The 17,306-nt window shown below is 63.8% G+C and carries 13 protein-coding genes and 1 riboswitch; of the genes, 4 read left to right on the top strand and 9 right to left on the bottom strand.

The features are described 5' to 3' along the window. Nucleotides 1–82 precede the first annotated feature (82 nt). From ABD884_RS17760 to ABD884_RS17780, 5 genes are all read right to left on the bottom strand, one after another. Nucleotides 83–2,122, bottom strand: a complete 2,040-nt coding sequence (locus ABD884_RS17760) for an MFS transporter (protein ID WP_345048698.1) — start codon at nucleotides 2,120–2,122, stop codon at nucleotides 83–85. An 11-nt stretch (nucleotides 2,123–2,133) separates the two neighbouring features. Further along, the gene (locus tag ABD884_RS17765; protein WP_345048700.1) at nucleotides 2,134–2,616 is read right to left on the bottom strand and encodes a MarR family winged helix-turn-helix transcriptional regulator; all 483 of its coding nucleotides are present in this window, start codon (nucleotides 2,614–2,616) and stop codon (nucleotides 2,134–2,136) included. Nucleotides 2,617–2,813: 197 nt separating this feature from the next. Beyond that, a complete protein-coding gene (locus ABD884_RS17770) occupies nucleotides 2,814–4,466 on the bottom strand; it encodes a thiamine pyrophosphate-binding protein (protein ID WP_345048703.1) in 1,653 nt (550 codons plus the stop codon). Beyond that, nucleotides 4,463–5,527, bottom strand: coding sequence for an agmatinase (speB, locus tag ABD884_RS17775; RefSeq protein WP_345048706.1), 1,065 nt, complete (start codon nucleotides 5,525–5,527; stop codon nucleotides 4,463–4,465). Before speB ends, ABD884_RS17770 begins: the two co-directional genes overlap by 4 nt. Before the next feature lie 184 nt (nucleotides 5,528–5,711). After that, the gene (locus ABD884_RS17780; RefSeq protein ID WP_345048708.1) at nucleotides 5,712–8,444 is read right to left on the bottom strand and encodes an exo-alpha-sialidase; all 2,733 of its coding nucleotides are present in this window, start codon (nucleotides 8,442–8,444) and stop codon (nucleotides 5,712–5,714) included. A 218-nt stretch (nucleotides 8,445–8,662) separates the two neighbouring features. On the opposite strand from ABD884_RS17780, the gene ABD884_RS17785 reads away from it, so the two are divergent. Next, a complete protein-coding gene (locus ABD884_RS17785) occupies nucleotides 8,663–10,636 on the top strand; it encodes an APC family permease (protein ID WP_345048711.1) in 1,974 nt (657 codons plus the stop codon). A 101-nt stretch (nucleotides 10,637–10,737) separates the two neighbouring features. Here the strand turns inward: ABD884_RS17785 and ABD884_RS17790 are convergent, their stop codons facing one another. The 3 genes from ABD884_RS17790 to ABD884_RS17800 form a co-directional block, all read right to left on the bottom strand. Further along, nucleotides 10,738–11,079, bottom strand: a complete 342-nt coding sequence (locus tag ABD884_RS17790; protein ID WP_028266245.1) for a P-II family nitrogen regulator — start codon at nucleotides 11,077–11,079, stop codon at nucleotides 10,738–10,740. Further along, entirely contained in the window at nucleotides 11,076–12,488 is a 1,413-nt protein-coding gene (locus ABD884_RS17795; RefSeq protein ID WP_345048714.1) for an ammonium transporter, read from the bottom strand. Before ABD884_RS17795 ends, ABD884_RS17790 begins: the two co-directional genes overlap by 4 nt. 248 nt (nucleotides 12,489–12,736) lie before the next feature. Further along, nucleotides 12,737–13,312: a helix-turn-helix domain-containing protein gene (locus tag ABD884_RS17800; RefSeq protein WP_345048716.1), complete on the bottom strand. Its 576-nt coding sequence runs from the start codon at nucleotides 13,310–13,312 to the stop codon at nucleotides 12,737–12,739. 293 nt (nucleotides 13,313–13,605) lie between these two features. Here ABD884_RS17800 and ABD884_RS17805 point away from each other — a divergent pair, with 293 nt between their 5' ends. Both ABD884_RS17805 and ABD884_RS17810 read left to right on the top strand, forming a co-directional pair. Next, entirely contained in the window at nucleotides 13,606–14,976 is a 1,371-nt protein-coding gene (locus ABD884_RS17805; protein ID WP_345048719.1) for a sodium:solute symporter family transporter, read from the top strand. Nucleotides 14,977–15,134: 158 nt separating this feature from the next. Continuing rightward, nucleotides 15,135–15,254, top strand: a riboswitch (SAM riboswitch). Nucleotides 15,255–15,269: 15 nt separating this feature from the next. Further along, on the top strand, nucleotides 15,270–15,593 hold the full coding sequence (locus ABD884_RS17810; protein ID WP_051423103.1) for a hypothetical protein: 324 nt from the start codon (nucleotides 15,270–15,272) through the stop codon (nucleotides 15,591–15,593). A gap of 57 nt (nucleotides 15,594–15,650) precedes the next feature. Here the strand turns inward: ABD884_RS17810 and ABD884_RS17815 are convergent, their stop codons facing one another. Then, nucleotides 15,651–15,905 (bottom strand): hypothetical protein, encoded by a 255-nt coding sequence (locus ABD884_RS17815; RefSeq protein ID WP_345048723.1) that lies wholly within the window; start codon nucleotides 15,903–15,905, stop codon nucleotides 15,651–15,653. 203 nt (nucleotides 15,906–16,108) lie between these two features. Here ABD884_RS17815 and ABD884_RS17820 point away from each other — a divergent pair, with 203 nt between their 5' ends. Then, nucleotides 16,109–17,272, top strand: a complete 1,164-nt coding sequence (locus ABD884_RS17820) for a VIT1/CCC1 transporter family protein (RefSeq protein WP_345048725.1) — start codon at nucleotides 16,109–16,111, stop codon at nucleotides 17,270–17,272. The last annotated feature ends 34 nt before the right edge of the window (nucleotides 17,273–17,306 follow it).

The following is a 17,306-nucleotide window of genomic DNA, read 5'->3' on the forward strand; positions in this document are numbered from 1 at the left end:
AAATCCGTTGACTCAACAAAATATCGATAGTCAAATATCATCCCTGCGACGTACGTGGCCTGTATGGTGCGCGATACCCCCGTTAGCCCGCGTGCCGCCCGGTTTCCGCTGACCTCAAGGCATCCCCGGCAAGCAGCAGCAGGGCTGCCCTTTCTTGGCGGCGACGCTCGCGCTTGAGCTCTCTGCGCAACGCGGCCAGCTCTTCGGCGGTCCGTGCCTGTTGTTCAGCGGTGGCAAGTTGTTCGTGCACCCGCGCCTGGAGCTCCCGCTGTGCCTTGCTCAGCTGAAGCTGTTGCTCGGCAAGCAGCCGCTGGGTCCGGGCGAGCTGGTCCTGGACTTCGCGCAGGCCAGCGGCAGGGTCCGGCCGTTCCTGCGTCAGGATCCGGGCGAACTCAAGATCCAGGTCGTCGTGCTCCTTCTCGGCCGCAGCACGGGCACGGCTGGCACCCAAGGGGCTGCCGCCGTCGTCGGCTGCTTGGGAAAGGTCCGTGGATTCGACAATCGGCATCGCAGAGGTGTCCAGTGTCATGGCGGCCTCGCCGGAAGCGTTCGCCAGCAGTTCTTTCGAAGGTGTTGCGTCCACGGTCTTCCGCAACGGGACTTCCTTGATGAACAGCACGGCAATGAACGCGACCAGGGCAATGACTGCCGAGATCATGAAGATCTGGGCGGTCGCATCGCCATAGGCGGCTCGCATGATGTCCCGGATCGGGGCGGGCAAGTCCGTCAGATCCATGCTTGCATCGCTGGAGCCGCCGCTCACCGGGATGTGGGCTGCGGCGAATCCCTGGGTGGCAAGGTCCTTGACGTGGGTGGCCATGATGGCACCGAGCACCGACACGCCGATCGCGCCGCCCACGGAGCGGAAGAACGCGACGGATGCGCTGGCCGTGCCGATGTCCTGGGCCCGGACGGTGTTCTGGACCGCGAGGACCAGGTTCTGCATCAGGAGGCCAAGTCCCAGGCCGAAGATGGCGGTGTAGCAGCAGGTGATCCAGAGCGCAGTGGTGTGGTCGATAGTGCCCGTGAAGGCAAGGCCGCCGGCGAGCAGCACGGTGCCCGCCAGGAGGAAGCGCTTCCATTTCCCGAAGCGGCTGATCAGCTGGCCGGACGCCACCGAACCCAAGAGGTTGCCTGCAATCATGGGCAGCGTCAGAAGGCCGGCCTCGGTGGGCGTGGCGCCGCGGGCCACCTGGAAGTACTGGCCAAGGAACGTGGAGGAGCTGAACATTGCGATACCAACGGCTACGGAAGCCAGGATCGCCAAAGCGGTGGTGCGCTGCGAGATGATCTTCAGCGGGATGATGGGCTGGGCCACCTTGGATTCGACCAGCACCAGCAGGGCCAGCAGAAGTACGCCGCCGCCTACCATGAGGGCGGACTGCCAGGAGATCCAGTCGTAGTAGTCCGGGTTGCCGGCGAAGGAAACCCAGATCAGCAGCAGGCTGACGCCCGAGGTCAGCAGAATGGAACCAAGCCAGTCGATCTTCGCCGGGCGCTTAATGTGCTGGATCTTGAGGGTCACCTGGAGCAGGATGAGCGCGACGACGGCGAGCGGCACGCAGACGAAGAAGGTCCAGCGCCAGCCGAGCGGGCTATCGACGATGAATCCACCGAGCAGCGGTCCGCCTGCGGTACCGACCGCCATGACGGCGCCCATGTAGCCCGAGTACTTGCCACGGTCACGCGGCGGAATCATGGTGCCGATGATGGCCTGGGCAAGTGCGGTGAGGCCGCCCAAGGCGATGCCCTGGATAACGCGGGCGGTCAGCAGGAAGGGAATGCTCTGGGAGAAGCCAGCCATGACGGAGCCGGCCACGAAGATCACGATGCTCAGCTGGACAAGCAGCTTCTTGTCGAAGAGGTCGGCGAGCTTGCCCCAGATGGGCGTGGTGGCCGCGTTGGCCAGAAGCGCAGCGGTGATGACCCACGCGAAGTCCGTTTGTGTGCCGTGGAGATCGGACATGATGGTCGGCAGGGCGTTGGCCACGATGGTGCTGCTCAGGATGGCGGTAAAGAAGGCCGCGAGGAGGCCTGTCAGGGCTTCCATGATCTGGCGGTGCGTCATGGGCGCGGCTGACGCCGGCACCGCCGTCGAACGTTCTTGTATTCGGGTTGCCATTGCTGCTGCTCCTAAGCTGTGTGGTTCAAGTGGTGGGAGCCGGCCGCCGTTGCCCGGACTGAGTGGTTGAGCGAAGTGGTGAGTTTCGCCAGGACCTGCCCTGCCTCCAAGGCGTCTTCCTCGCTCCACTCCGCGAGGTAGGCCCGCAAGTTGAGGCTGCGCTGTTCTTCGAAGTCCCTGACCTTTTCGATGCCGGCTTCGGACAGAGCCACCAACTGGGCCCGGCCGTCTGCCGGATCGGGGCGCCGGACCACCAGACCGAGTTCCTCGAGCTCGGCGATGTGCCGGCTGAGGACGGGCGGGCTGACGCCGAGACGCGAGGCGAGTTTCGTGGCCCTGGACTCTCCCTCCCCGATGAAGCGCATTACCCCTTGCAGGGCGAACCCGACGTCGGCATCCTTCGCGATGTTTGCGGTCACGATGCAACGCAGGACCCGCTGGAGATCGAAGATCTGATGGACGAGTTCGGTTGCCGTGCTGGATGCGACAGCCATGAAAGACACCTCACTTTTGCTTGCCTAAAGCAACTATACGTCAATTTGGTTGCTTTGGGAAACTAATGAAGTGTGAGATGGGTTAAACCCCAAGCGCGAGCTGGCAGCTAATGCCCTCTTTTTTCGAAAAAAGGGTCATTATCTGCCAGCTCGCGCTGGAAGGTGGAGCGTCAGGAGCGTCTGGAGTGTCTGGAGCGTCAGTCTCCCAGGTGCGTTGGGCCGAACATCTTCAGAAGGGTTTCAACCACGACGACGTTGGGTCCGTCCGCGGCGAAGCCCTCCCGAAGCGCGTCCCCGACGTCCTCCGGGGCCACTCTGCGGGCCGGCACCCCGAAGGCCTCGGCGAGCTTGACGAAGTCCGGGCGGGCGAGCTCGGTAGCCGTCGCCTTGCCGAACGCGCCCACCATGTATTCGCGCAGGATGCCGTAGCCGCCGTCGTCCACGATCAGCCACGTGACCGGGATGTTGTGCTGCTTGGCTGTGGCCAGCTCGGAGATCGAGTACATGGCGGAACCATCACCGGAGACGGCCAGCACACGGCTTGGTTTGGCGGTGGTTTCCAGACCGACGGCACCGCCGATGGCTGCGGGGAAGCCGAAACCGAGACCGCCGGCACCTTGGGCTGAGTGGAACTGGCCTTCGCGGGAATCCCAGCAACTCCATCCCCAGTAGGCGGAGATGGTCATGTCCCAGAAGGTCTGCATGTCGGCCGGAACGGCTTCGCGGATATCGGCCATGAACTTCAGTTCCTTGCCCAGGTCCTGCGATTCAAGGCGTGCCATGACTTTGACCAACGACTCCTTGACCAGGTTCTCGGGCGTGGTGCCGTGCCAGTCCGGTATCGCAGCGGTCGGAGACAGGGCCTCATCCAGGGCAACAAGAGCCTGCCCGGCGTCAGCACGGATGCCCAGCCCGGGCCGGTTGGATTCCAGGACCCGGGGTTCGGCGTCGATCTGGATGATCCGCCCGCGGGGCTCGAAGGTGAAGTAGTTGGACGTGACCTCGCCTAGGGAGGACCCGATGACTATCAGCACGTCAGCGTCCTCAAGGACGTCCGTCATGTGACGGTCTTCGATCCAGGACTGCAGGGACAGCTCGTGGTTCCAGGGGAACGCTCCGTTGCCGCCCGGGGTGCAGATGACCGGTGCACGGAGTTTCTCCGCGATCGACAGGAGCGACTTCTCGGCCCGGCCGCGGCGCGTGCCGCCGCCGGCGATGATCGCCGGTCGCTCCGCCGTCGAGAGCCACTTCACGGCTTCGCGGATCAACTCCACGCGCGGCGGGTTATCGGCAGCCTCGGCGAGGGCGTCCTCCACCGGCGGCACCATGATGGGGTCCAGGAGCACGTTCTGCGGAATCTCGATCCACACCGGGCCCTGCGGGGACGAAATGGCCTCGGTCCAGGCATCCTGGATAGCCGAGGGAATCCCGGAAGCATGTTGGATGAGGCGCTGGCTCTTGGTGACGTTCGCGGCCGAGGCCTTCTGGTCATCGAGCTGGTGCAGCATGCCTTTCCGGCGCGCTCCCAAACCCTCCAAGGGGATCTGGCTCGCCACGACCACCATCGGCACGCCGGTGGCATACGCTTCCTGAAGGCCGGCCAGGGACGTCAACGCGCCCGGACCGGTGGACAGGAACAGCACCCCGACCTCGCCCGTGGCACGGGAATACCCGTCCGCGGCGAAGGCCGAGTTGTTCTCCACGCGGGAGGACACGAAATGGAGGTTGCCGCGGCCCATCGCATCGAACAGTCCCAGGGCGTGCTGGCCCGGGATCCCGAAGACCGTCTTTGCGCCGAGCGCTTCAAGGGTCTCGACGACGAGGTCCCCGCCGTTGCGCTGGTCCGTCACTTCGTGACCGCCGGGGCGAAACCGGCCGGGCGCCGGGATTCCTGGCCCAAGGCCTGGGCGGCGTAGCCGTTAAGGGCGCCGTGCCGGTTGCCTTCGACGGCGTTGTCGGCCATGAGGGTGACGAGTTCGTAGGCAACGTGGCTGCCCGCGACGCCGGTGATTTCAGCGTGGTCGTACGCCGGCGCGACCTCGACGATGTCCGCGCCCACGAGGTTCATGCCACGGAAGCCGCGGATGATTTCGAGGAGTTCGCGGCTGGTGATGCCGCCGGCTTCAGGCGTGCCGGTACCCGGAGCGTGGGCCGGATCCAGGACGTCGATGTCCACGGAAATGTACAGCGGGCGGCTGCCGATGCGGTCGCGGATCTTGGCCACGGTTTCCAGGACGCCCTGGTAGTAGACGTCCGCGGAGGTGACGATACCGAAGCCGAAGCGGTGATCGTCGTCGAGGTCCTTTTTGCCGTAAAGCGGGCCGCGGGTACCAACGTGGCTGATGGCCTCGGTATCCAGGATCCCTTCTTCGACGGCGCGGCGGAACGGCGTGCCGTGCGTGTATTCGGCGCCGAAGTAGGTGTCCCAGGTGTCCAGGTGGGCGTCGAAGTGCAGCATGGCAACGGGCTCACCGGCGCGTTCGGCGGCAGCGCGGAGCAGCGGCAGGGCAATGGTGTGGTCACCACCGAGCGTCACGAGCCTGCTTCCGTTGGCGGTCAGATCCAGCGCGTTCTGCTGGATGGTCTCAATAGCCTCGTTGATATTGAACGGGTTCACCGCCATGTCCCCGGCGTCGGCAACCTGGATGTTCTCAAAGGGACTAACGTCCCAGGCCGGGTTATACGGGCGTAGCAGACGGCTGGCTTCACGCACGTGGTTGGCACCGAAACGGGCACCGGGACGATAGGAAACACCGGAGTCGAAGGGGACGCCGACCACCGTGACATCGGCCTTGGACACCTGGTCCAGCCGGGGCAAGCGGGCATAGGTGGCAGCACCGGCGTAGCGCGGGATTCGGGCCGAATCTATGGGACCAAGATTGCCGTTGGCCTCAATGCGAAGCTCTTCCAAAATGCGCCACTCCTTTAGTGAGTAGGTGAGATGGGGTAGTGACCGTGACACCAATCATACACTCAAAGTTGCCTTATATGCATCACTTGTTTACGTCTGCATCATGCATCCGAATCCGCTCAGCAAGACTGGGCCGGGCTCCCCAGAGCCCGGCCCAGCTTCTCACTTCATCTCCCCTCCCGGGCTACTTACTCCCGAAGGGAGTTACCTGGAAGTCTCCGAATGACACCTGGCGGCCTTCCGCGTCCAGCACCACGAGGCTGTCCAGCCCGTTCTTCACGTCGTCCGGCAGCACGAAGGAAAGGGTGTTTTGCTGGGTCGGGAAGAACCAGCCCAGACGGTAGCTCCGTTTGTTCAGGTAGACGTAGTACCACTGCCCGTACTCGACATTGTGGACCGTCACGGTCTGTCCGGTGCGGTATTTGTCCGTTCCGAGCCCCAGGTCCAGCGTCGGATTCTTGCCGAGCAGCTCCTGGGAAGCCAAGACGGGATCCGATGTGGGCTTGGCAGGCTTGACCTTCAGCGCGACCGCCTCCCTGACCAGCTGGAGGGAAGCAGCCTTGGAGCCGTTGCCCGCGCTGACCGGGATAGTCGCTGCCTGGATCTGCTTGGCCGCGATATCGGCGTCCGCCAGAATGTAGCTCGAGGTGAAGCTGACGGACTCTCCCGCGGCGAGCGCCGAGCGGTACAGTCCAATGGCCGGAGCCGAAAGGTTCGTCAACGCCACATTGCCGGTGTTAGTCACGGTATAGCCGAACGTCACCGTATCGCCGGGACCGGCAAACGCATCCCCGTCAACGTCATTGAAGCTCGACACCACCGATCCGCCCAGCTGGGGATTGCGGACCAGCAGGTCCACCTCGTCCCCCGTGACGGTGTAATTCTGGGTGGCGGCCCCGGTGCCCGTTACCTGCCAAACACTGCTGGGCACGAAGAATCCTTGGGCCACTTCATCTGCCGTTGCGGTGTGCTGTGGCGTGCCGCAGAGGAAATTGCCCCACACTCCCAGGGCGCTAAACCGGCAGTTCCCGGAGCCTGGCGGCAGGAACGGCTGGAAATTGCCGGACTGCGGAACAACGGACTCCGTGACGTTGCCCGTGCTGTACACCCGGAACTTGTAGGGTACTGCGCTGCCTACCGCATACGGGTGGCTTGCGAGGTCCCTTCCGGCGTCATTGCGAGCGCCGAAAATATAGGCACCAACCACGTTGCCAGCGGAACCACCCGTCACCGTCACAGAGACGGGTGCGGTCATCGATGATCCACCGGCGTTCAACCTGGCGGTCAAGGGAACCGTACCTGCTTTGGCGTACGACGGCGCCGTGACACTCAGCTGGACAGTCGCCGAGGCGCCCGGATCGAGAGCGGCGAGGTCCGCCGTCGTCGACGTCCAGTCCTGCAAGGCATCAAGGCCGACAGTGGCAGCCGGAAGCGGCAAGCTGTCGTTATTGGTGACCGTCACATTCAATTGGGCGGTTCCACCGTTCGCGACCGTGGCGCTCCCCGGGACAAGGACTGCCGCGATCGGGTTAAGCCAAGCCCTGTCAAACTTCCCGAAGGTGATGGTGTTGTTGTCGCCTTCGTAGAGGACGCCGAAAGTGCCGTCCGACAGGGGACTCAGGGTGGAGTAGGACATGCTTCCGGGTTTGAAGATCCGCGAGGAACCCCAGGTCTTGCCGTCGTCAGCCGAATAGCGGATGGTGCCGTCCACGCGCGCCCCGCCGGCAGTCGGAGTGGGCGAGTTGGAGAACAGCAGCTTCTTGGCATCGGCCGATCCCGCCGGCGCATCCGGGTACATCCGCGTGATGGAGCCGTTGTTCCGCGGATCCGGAAGCTGGCTCTCCGCGACCGGGGTGCTGTAGGTGACGCCGCCATCCAAGGAATAGGCCACCTTGCGGAAGTGCGGGTTGGCGCCGGAACTGTCCCTTGAGTTCAACATGACGCGGCCATCGGACAGCTCGACCGTCTTGTTCTCATCCATGCCCGTTCCAGTAGGCGTGCCCATCTTCCAGCTCTTGCCATGGTCATCGGAATAGACGCTGTAGGCCTGGATCTGGCGGCTGCCGTCAGGCTGGACAACGGTTCCGGCGAACTGCTGGATGAGTCGTCCGGCGTGGGCTCCGTAGTTGAGCTGGATTCCCTCGCCGGAGGAGGCGAACATGCTGACGACACCACCGACATTGGGAACGCCATTGACGGTATTGCCGTTTGGCTTGACGGCGTTGGTGATCAGCGGACCCGCAAAAGCGGAGTAGGCCGAACCGGCAGGATAGCTGGACGGGACCGGCAGGCTCGGCTGGTTAGCCGGATCCGTGGACCAGGTGAGTCCGCGGTCGGTGGAGACGGATACCTGCGAGCTGATCACGTTGGCGTCGGTATCGTCGTTGCCGAGCACGCTTCCCCCGAACCCTTGGTTCTTGGAGTACACGTGGAAGTTGAACACCGTCCCGGTGACTTTGTCCACGACGTAGCTGGGGTCGCTGAAACCGTATTTCTGCACGCTCGCGGAGCCCATTTGCCCCCGCGCGATGAAAGTGGGACTCCCCCAGGTCTTCCCGCCGTCAATGCTGCGCCGCTGGACGATGGAGTTGGCGGAAGGAGAATCGCCCCCATCGGGGCGGCCATCGTAGGAGGCCAGGAGGACTCCGTCACCCAAGTCCGCCAACGCAACTATCCGGTAGTACTTGCCCAGGACAGGGTCGATGGCGTTGTCGCCGTTGGAAGCAAGGACCTGCTCGGTGTAGCTTCCCGGGGGATTTGAAGGAACGTTGGGATTCGGGAACGGTTCCAAGGCGGCATATGCCGGCATAACCGTCGACGCCATGAGAACTGCTGCGGCTGCCGCGGAGACGGCAACTCTTCCCTGCGTCCATCGCGGCCTCCTCCTGGCCCTGTCCCTGAGTAGCGGGTCATTCATGCGTAGCCCTTTCGTATTCTTCGTCACATCCAACATAGGACGTTCTATATGCTACGTGATGCCGCTCACATGCCAAATGCTGAAATGCTGAAATGCGACGCAGGTGTAGGTGACACCGCTCACAGCCGGCGTAAAGATTCCATAAAAACGGCCAACTGGCCCTTCGGAGCACCCGTACGCTCCATCTGGAGCAGCAACCCGCTGCACGAAAGGACCATGTGACAACGCTGACCCGGCCGCCTGCCGACCCCTCAGACCAGCGCAAACCCGCGGGCGAGTTCAAACGCTGGCTGCTCGACGGCATGCCGGAGACCTCCGGAAAGCGCCAAGGCCCCCATGGCAAGCCCGACGAGGACCACACTCCCCAGTCCTGGTGGAAGGTCATGTGCCTCACCGGCGTCGACTACTTCTCCACCCTCGGCTACCAGCCCGCCATCGCGGCACTCGCTGCCGGGATCGTCTCACCACTCGCCACGATCGTGCTGGTCGCCGTGACGCTGCTCGGCGCGCTGCCGGTCTACCGCCGGGTCGCTTCCGAAAGCGCGCACGGCGAAGGCTCGATCGCAATGCTCGAACGGCTCCTCCCCCGCTGGGGCGGCAAGCTCTTCGTGCTCGCCTTGCTGGGATTCGCCGCCACCGACTTCATGATCACCATGACCCTCTCTGCCGCCGATGCAAGCGCCCACGCGATCGAAAACCCCTTTGCCCCGGAATGGCTCCACGGGCAGGAAATCACCATTACCCTGGCGCTCATCGCCGGACTTGGCGTGGTGTTCCTCAGGGGATTCAAGGAGGCCATCAACGTCGCCGTCGTCCTGGTGGGCGTCTATCTGGTGCTGAACGCCGTCGTCGTCGCAGTCGGCTTGGTGCACGTGGTGACCGAGGCACACGTGGTGACCGACTGGTGGGCGGCTTTGAACCAGCAGCACGGCAACCCGCTCATCATGGTGGGCATCGCGCTCCTGGTCTTCCCGAAGCTTGCCCTGGGCCTCTCAGGATTCGAGACCGGCGTCGCGGTCATGCCACAGATCAAGGGCAGCCCCAGCGACACGGAAGAAAATCCGGCGGGCCGCATCCGCGGCACCCACAAACTGCTCACGACGGCGGCGCTCATCATGAGCGCGTTCCTGGTGGCCTCGAGCTTCATCACCACCTTCTTGATTCCGGCCGCGGAATTCCAGCCGGACGGGAAGGCCAACGGGCGCGCCCTGGCTTTCCTGGCCCACCAATTCCTGGGCGACGGATTCGGCACGGTCTATGACATCAGCACCATCGCGATCCTTTGGTTTGCCGGCGCCTCCGCCATGGCCGGCCTGCTGAACCTCGTGCCGCGCTACTTGCCCCGCTTCGGCATGGCACCCGCATGGACCAAGGCCGTCCGCCCCCTGGTCCTGGTCTTCACCGCCATTGCCTTCATCATCACGCTGGTCTTCGAGGCAAACGTGGAAGCCCAAGGCGGCGCCTATGCCACCGGTGTGCTGGTCCTCATGACTTCGGCCTCGATCGCTGTCACGCTGTCGGCCCGGAGGAAGCAGCAAAAACGCAAGACGATCGCTTTCGGCGTTGTCGCGGTCGTCTTCGCCTACACCACCGTGGCCAATGTGGTGGAACGCCCGGACGGAATCAGGATCGCCGCGCTTTTCATCCTCGGCATCGTCCTGGTGAGCTTCGCCTCGCGGGTACGCCGTTCCTTCGAACTACGCGCCACGCATATCAAGATGGACCAGATGGCGCTCGAATTCACGGCCGCCAATGAGGAAGGCCCCATCCGGATCATCGCCCACGAGCCCAAGCGGCTCAGCGCCGACCGGTACCAGTTGAAGTTGCAGCATGCCCAGCAGGCCAACCACTTGCCGGTAGACAGCGACGCTCTCTTCATTGAAATCATTGTGGACGACAGCTCCGACTTCGAGCAGGAACTCCTCGTGGAAGGCAAACGCCGCCACGGCTTCAAGATCCTGGAGATCCACAGCAACAACGTGCCGAACACGCTGGCCGCAGTGCTCCTCCACATCCGAGACGTCACGGGGCTCATGCCGCACATCTATTTCCGCTGGACCGAGGGCAATCCGATCGCCAACCTGAGCAAGTTCCTGTTCTTCGGCGAAGGCGAGATTGCCCCGGTGACCCGTGAAGTGCTGCGTGAAGCCGAACCGGACATCACGCGCAGGCCATGGGTGCACGTGGGCTGAACATGACAGTGTTGGTGCCGCTCGCCGAGCGGCACCAACACGGGAAGCGGCACCAACACTGTCTTTCTAGTCGGCACTGTCCTTCTGGCCAATTTCGGAGGCTAGCTAATGGCGGAGGCGCCACGTTCTCCGGTCCGGACGCGAACCGCCTGGGACACCTCAACGGTCCAGATCTTGCCGTCCCCGAACTGGCCGGTACTGGCGCCGGAGATGATGGCTGCCACTATTCCGTCCACCAGATCGTCGGTAGCCAGGACCTCAACCCGGATTTTAGGGAGGAGATCGGAGCTGTATTCCGCGCCCCGATACACCTCCACGTGTCCCCGCTGCTGGCCGTAGCCGTTGGCCTGACTCACAGTCATCCCGTTGATTCCAAAACCTTCCAGTGATTCCCGGACCTCATCGATCCGCTCCGGCCGGACTATGGCCGTGACCAGCTTCATGTCGTGGCCTTGCTGCGGATCCGTCCTGTCTTCCCGTTGACGCTTGCTTCTTGCTCACCGCTGGACGTCGGCGGCGTTTTGCCGCTCTGATCACCTGGATGGAACGTTCCGCCAACCATCGCCAGCTCGTAGGCTGTTTCGGCGTGCTCCGTGATATCGATTCCGGCCAGTTCTTCGTGCTCCTTGACGCGCATGCCCACAGTCTTGTGGATGGCCAACCCAATCAGCGTGGTCATCACCGCCGTCCAGACCGTGACGATCAGCGCCGTCAATATCTGGGGCCAGAACTGGGTCAGGCCGCCACCGTACAGCAGGCCGCCTTCAGTCTTTGAGGAGGGGACAGCGAAGAATCCGAGGGACAAGGTCCCCCACAGGCCACCGACAAAGTGAACAGCAACCACGTCCAGGGAGTCGTCCAATCCGATCTTGAACTTCAGCCCGATGGCCAATGCGCAGACGGCCCCCGCGAGGACACCAATGAGGATCGCGCCCACAGGGTCCACGAATCCACACGCCGGGGTGATTGCCACCAAGCCCGCGACCGCGCCGGATGCCGCGCCGAGGGAGGTCGCGTGGCCGTCCCGGAGCCTTTCAATGAGCAGCCAGCCCAGGAGCGCGGCGCTGGTCGCCAAGAGGGTGTTTGTCCAGGCAAGGGCTGCAATTCCGTCAGCAGCCAGTTCCGAACCGGCGTTGAATCCGAACCAGCCGAACCACAGCAAACCGGCCCCAAGCATCACGAAGGGGAGGTTGTGCGGCCGAATGTTGGGGTCTTTCATGAATCCGAGCCGTTTGCCCAGCACTACTGCAAGCATGAGCCCTGCCATGCCCGCATTCATATGGACTACCGTGCCACCAGCAAAGTCGAGAGCTGAGATCTTGCTGCCGATGATGCCTGTGGATCCAAAGAGGCCGCCACCCCAGACCCAGTGCGCAATAGGCGCATACACGATGGTGACCCAAAGGCCGGCAAACAGCAGCCATGGGCCAAAACGGACACGTTCGGCTACGGCTCCACTGATCAGGGCAACCGTAATGATGGCGAAGGTGGCTTGGAATCCTATGAAGACCATGTCCGGCAGCCCGGGGGCTTTCCCGCCGATGACGGTGGCCAAGCCGTTGAGTCCGAAGTTCGCGAAGGGGTCACCGATGAAGCCGCCGAGGGTATCCGGGCCGAACGCGAGCCCGTAGCCCCACAGGGCCCAGACGACCGCGACCACGCCCATGGCGCCAAAGCTCATCATCATGATGTTGAGGACGGATTTCATCCGGACCAGGCCGCCGTAGAAGAACGCCAAACCTGGCGTCATGAGGAGGACGAGGGCAGATGCTGCAAGCATCCAGGCCGTGGAGCCGGGATCGAGGGTCTGGGGATTGACATCCAGCCCTACGCTAAAAAATGCTGGGTTCATTTCGGGAGCCTTCCTGCATATACGGCGCTCCATGGCGCCCGCACGGCGAGACCATTGTTAAAACGAACAGGTCCTGGTAGCCCACGGGATACCGACCTTGACGAGTTGCCTTGACTCGAAGGTACAGTCGCCCTGTTTCAGCATTCGGCACAATTCATTTCGCGCAAGTAACACGCCGGACCCGTGGGTTAAATCCTGAAGTCGCTCACGTTTCCGATGTGTTAAGCGCCGCGTGGCCGCGGCCAACGTCAGCGGCTGGCTGCGGGCACCAGGATCCAGAGCACCTCAACGGGCTCGTCCGTGGGATTGACCCAGGTGTGGGGTTCGCGGCCCGGGAAGGACAGTGTGTCGCCCTCCTCGAGCTCGTATTCCTCGTTGGTGAGGATCAACTTGATGCGTCCCTTGACGACATGCAGGACATCGACGTCGCAATCAACGGCGTAAAGCTCGGATTCTCCCCGACCGCGGGGCTCGATGGATGCCTGCAGAATCTGCAACCGCCGTTCGGAGCGGGCGGTCAGGAGCCGCTCCACGATCCCCTGGCCACCAAGCGAGATCCGCGGACCATCATCACGGCGGGTCAGGTGCGTCTCGGGAGCCGCGAAAAGATCGCCAATGGACACGGAAAGGACTTGGCAAAGCGTTACCAGGGATGCGACCGAGGGCGACGTCAGGTCCCGCTCCACGCGGCTTAGGAACCCCTTGGTGAGGCCCGTGGCGTCCGCAACCTGCTCGATGGTGAGCCGCTGCGACTGGCGGGCGGCGCGGATTCTGGAACCGATGGCAACGGGTACGTTGCTCGGTTCAACGGGGAGAGCCTTCATTCACGAACCTTTCAGGCCGTTTCTGCGGCCCTGTCATTGCAGCAATAGTATCCGGAGCGGCCACCCAATTGGCCTTCCGGGGCGCCGGAGCGTCCCTCCGCGGCAGCGACATCTTGACTGTTACTCGCATCACTAAGTATCCTCATAGGCAACAAATGTTGTTTGCGTGTTACAAATCGCAGGCCGCTTTCCCCAATCACTAGCGCAGGGACCTTCTGCAAGCCGCGAGGAAATCCAGCGGAACCGCCGTCGGAATCCCTGGAAGCCCTGCGCATCACCCTCAGGAACCAATCGTGGACTCTTCGTTCATCAATATTGCGATCGTGGTGGTGTACCTGCTTGCCATGCTGGCCTTCGGCTGGTGGGGCAAATCGCGCACCAAGAACAACAGCGACTTCCTGGTGGCCGGACGCCGCCTCGGTCCGATGCTCTACACCGGCATCATGGCCGCAGTCGTCCTCGGTGGTGCATCAACCGTTGGCGGCGTCGGCCTCGGCTACAAGTTCGGCATCTCCGGGATGTGGCTGGTAGTGGCCATCGGTTCGGGCGTGCTCCTCCTGGGCCTGCTCTTCGCCGGCACCATCCAGCGTCTGAAGATCTACACCGTCTCCCAAATGCTGAGCCTGCGTTACGGCCAGCGCGCCACCCAGACGTCCGGCATCGTCATGCTGGCCTACACCCTCATGCTGTGCGCCACGTCCACGGGCGCCTACGCCACCATCTTCGTTGTCCTCTTCGGCTGGGAGCGTTGGCTCGCCATCGCCGTCGGCGGCGCAATCGTCCTGGTCTACTCCACCATTGGCGGCATGTGGTCCATCACCCTCGCCGACCAAGTGCAGTTCATCATCAAGACGGTTGGCATCTTCTTCCTCATGCTGCCGTTCGTCCTCAACGCCGCAGGCGGCTTCGACGGGATCCGCGCCCGCGTTGACGCCAGCTTCTTCCAACTGGACGGCATCGGAGCCCAGACCATCATCACGTACTTCGTGGTCTACACCCTTGGCTTGCTGATCGGTCAGGACATCTGGCAGCGCGTCTTCACGGCCAAGACCGCCACCGTGGCCCGTTGGGGCGGTGCCACCGCAGGCATCTATTGCGTCCTGTACGGCGTCGCCGGCGCCGTGATCGGCCTGGCCGCCCGGGTGGCCCGCGCCGACGTTGTGCCGTTTGTGGCCAGCTGGTTCGGCAAGACAATCAACACGAACGACAGCGAAAACCCCGAGCACGACGTCAAGGCCAACCGCTACTGGGTCCTTGGATTGGGTGTCGTGGCCGTGTTGATCTCCATGGCGGCGCAAGACGTCGTGGTGGCCCTGACCATCGCCTACGACATCCTGGTGGGTGGCCTGCTGGTGGCTATCCTGGGCGGCTTGATCTGGAAGCGCGGCACCGGCATCGCCGCAGCGTGGTCCATGGCAGTCGGCTCCGTCCTGACCCTGGCCTTGCTGATCGCCTACGCCACGGGAATCATCCCCAGCGAAGACGGCGTCTACGCCAACGATCCCATCTACTGGGGCCTCGGCGCCTCGCTGGTCATCTACGTCGTCGTCTCCGTGCTGACCCCTCCCACGGACCCCGAAGTCCGCGCAGCATGGGACCGTCGCGTTGCAGGAGCGGCCGCGGAAGAACTCCCCTTGGAAGCCCACCCGGTAGCCATCCACTAAGGATCACAGAGTTAAGCACGACGGCGGTGCCGCACCTTCTCGGCGGAGGATGCGGTGCCGCTGTTGCGTTTGGAGCCCTGAGTGCGGGGCCGCTGCCTATACCGGTGCGTATGCAGCAGTCATGCCTGTACGGAGTCATGCCTGTACAGTAGGAAGAGCTTCAAGAGATGTGGCGCCAAGCTCCGACTTGCCACACGCCAACCCCATGTTCACGGGTGGTTCGGATGAAGAAGCGGCCCGATCCGGACCAGAGACAACCGAACGGGCAAGAGCAACTCCACCAGGAGAAGGCAATGCCTTTGGAAACCGGCGGCGCTACCGCCACAGTCAGCCACACCACACAGCCAAGCCCCGTGCGCGTCCCGCGCGTCCGTCGGGTGGACGAGTTCGTCCGCGTGATTCCCGGCGTCGACCTCTCCCAAGGCTCCATCACGTTCGTGGTGGATGGCCATCTTGAACGCCATTGGCATCACGAGCCGCGACTCATCACCGAAGCACTCTCACAAGCAGTCCAGCCTGCACGCTGGTTCCCGGCCACGCGGAAACTCACCCTCACGGTGGCGGCGACCGGTCACCGGGCAGGCGTGCAACGGCACTTCATCCTGAGCGCGTTTTAGCCCCTCCAACTGGGCTAGCTGGCGTGGGCTAGCTGGCGCCCACGGGCCTCCTCGGGCCTATCCGAACTCTTCATCCTCGCGGTGTTCGTCGGCGTCGAGCGGGACCACCCGTTCGTCGTCGTCGAGGACCTCGGGTTGTTCCTCCAGGTCCTCGTCCACCTCCAGGTCCTCGCTGTAGTCGTAGCCGGGATCGGCCTCGACCGTGGGACGATCCGGGTGTCGGGCGTGGGTCTCGGTGCCGTCCATGGTGCAACCTCCGTTCGACGTGCCGCTGAGCCCATCGCGCAAGCGGATCAGGCAGCCAGTCACCACGCCGCCGGCGCCCCTTCGTGGACCCTGTCCATCCATCCCAGCACTGCCCCATCCGGTGGTCAAGGCTTCGCTGAAGCCTCTCCGTTTTTGAGGCGCACCTAAAATATCCGCTGAGGATCACCAGCCGAAAAACCGCGAAGATTGGCGATAAAGTGGACATGCAATGAGGCGATGAAGCCCGCCCCAGCAACCCAGGAGTCCCGGTGCATCCGCACGCAAAAACCCCGCATTCAGACAGTCCGGCAGACTCAAGCAGTCCATCGCAAGACGCAGAAGCCACCACGACGCAACCTTCGTCGTCGGACATCAAGCGGTGGCGCCAATACTTGGCGGACGAACGCGCAGAGGCTGCCGTGTACCGCCAGCTGGCACAGCGCCGGGATGGCGAGGAACGCGAGATTCTTCTGGCCCTTGCAGAGGCCGAGGGACGCCACGAGGCACACTGGCTCAAGCTCCTCGGTGACCATGCCGGCATGCCAAAGGCGGCTTCCACCCGCAGCCAGATGCTTGGATTCCTGGCCCGGAACTTCGGATCAGTGTTCGTTTTGGCCCTCGCCCAACGCGCTGAAGGCCGCTCGCCTTACGCGAAGGATCCCGCGGCAACCCGCGCGATGGCCGCTGACGAACAAATCCACGAAGAAGTGGTGCGCGGACTGGCAACGCGCGGCCGCAACAGGCTTTCCGGCACCTTCCGCGCCGCAGTCTTCGGCGCCAACGACGGCTTGGTCAGCAACCTCTCCCTCGTGATGGGCATGGCGGCCACCGGTGTGCCCGCCACCGTGGTCCTCTTCAGCGGCATCGCCGGCCTGTTGGCGGGCGCCCTGTCCATGGGTGCCGGCGAATACGTCTCGGTCCGCTCGCAACTGGAGCTCCTCAGGGCCACCCGTCCCACCCAAGCGACGTTGACCGCAGCTCCGGCCCTGGACATCGAACACAACGAGCTGGTCCTGGTGTACCTTGCCCGGGGCATGTCCCGCGAGGCCGCCGAACACCGCGCCGCCGAACGCATGGGCCTCTACAGCTGCGATTGCGATCCCAGCCTCTCGCTCCGCCCCGAAGCGGATGAACCCGTGAACGAGCACGAGGCCGTGGGCTCCGCTTGGGGTGCCGCCATCTCCAGCTTCTGCTTCTTCGCCTCCGGGGCCATTGTGCCGATCCTGCCGTTCATCTTCGGCATGACGGGCTTCGCTGCACTTGCCGTAGCCGGTACTCTGGTGGGCATCGCGCTTCTGTCGACCGGCGCCGTCGTCGGGCTGTTGTCCGGAACCTCGCCGCTGACCCGCGGCCTCCGGCAGCTCGCCATCGGACTCGCCGCGGCCACGGCCACATACGGGCTTGGGCTCGTCTTCGGCGCCGTGATGGGGTAGGAACACCGGCCCACTGGGGTGCCGGGAGCAGGGA

The organism is Arthrobacter methylotrophus, assembly GCF_039539965.1.
Taxonomy (GTDB): Bacteria; Actinomycetota; Actinomycetes; order Actinomycetales; family Micrococcaceae; genus Arthrobacter; species Arthrobacter methylotrophus.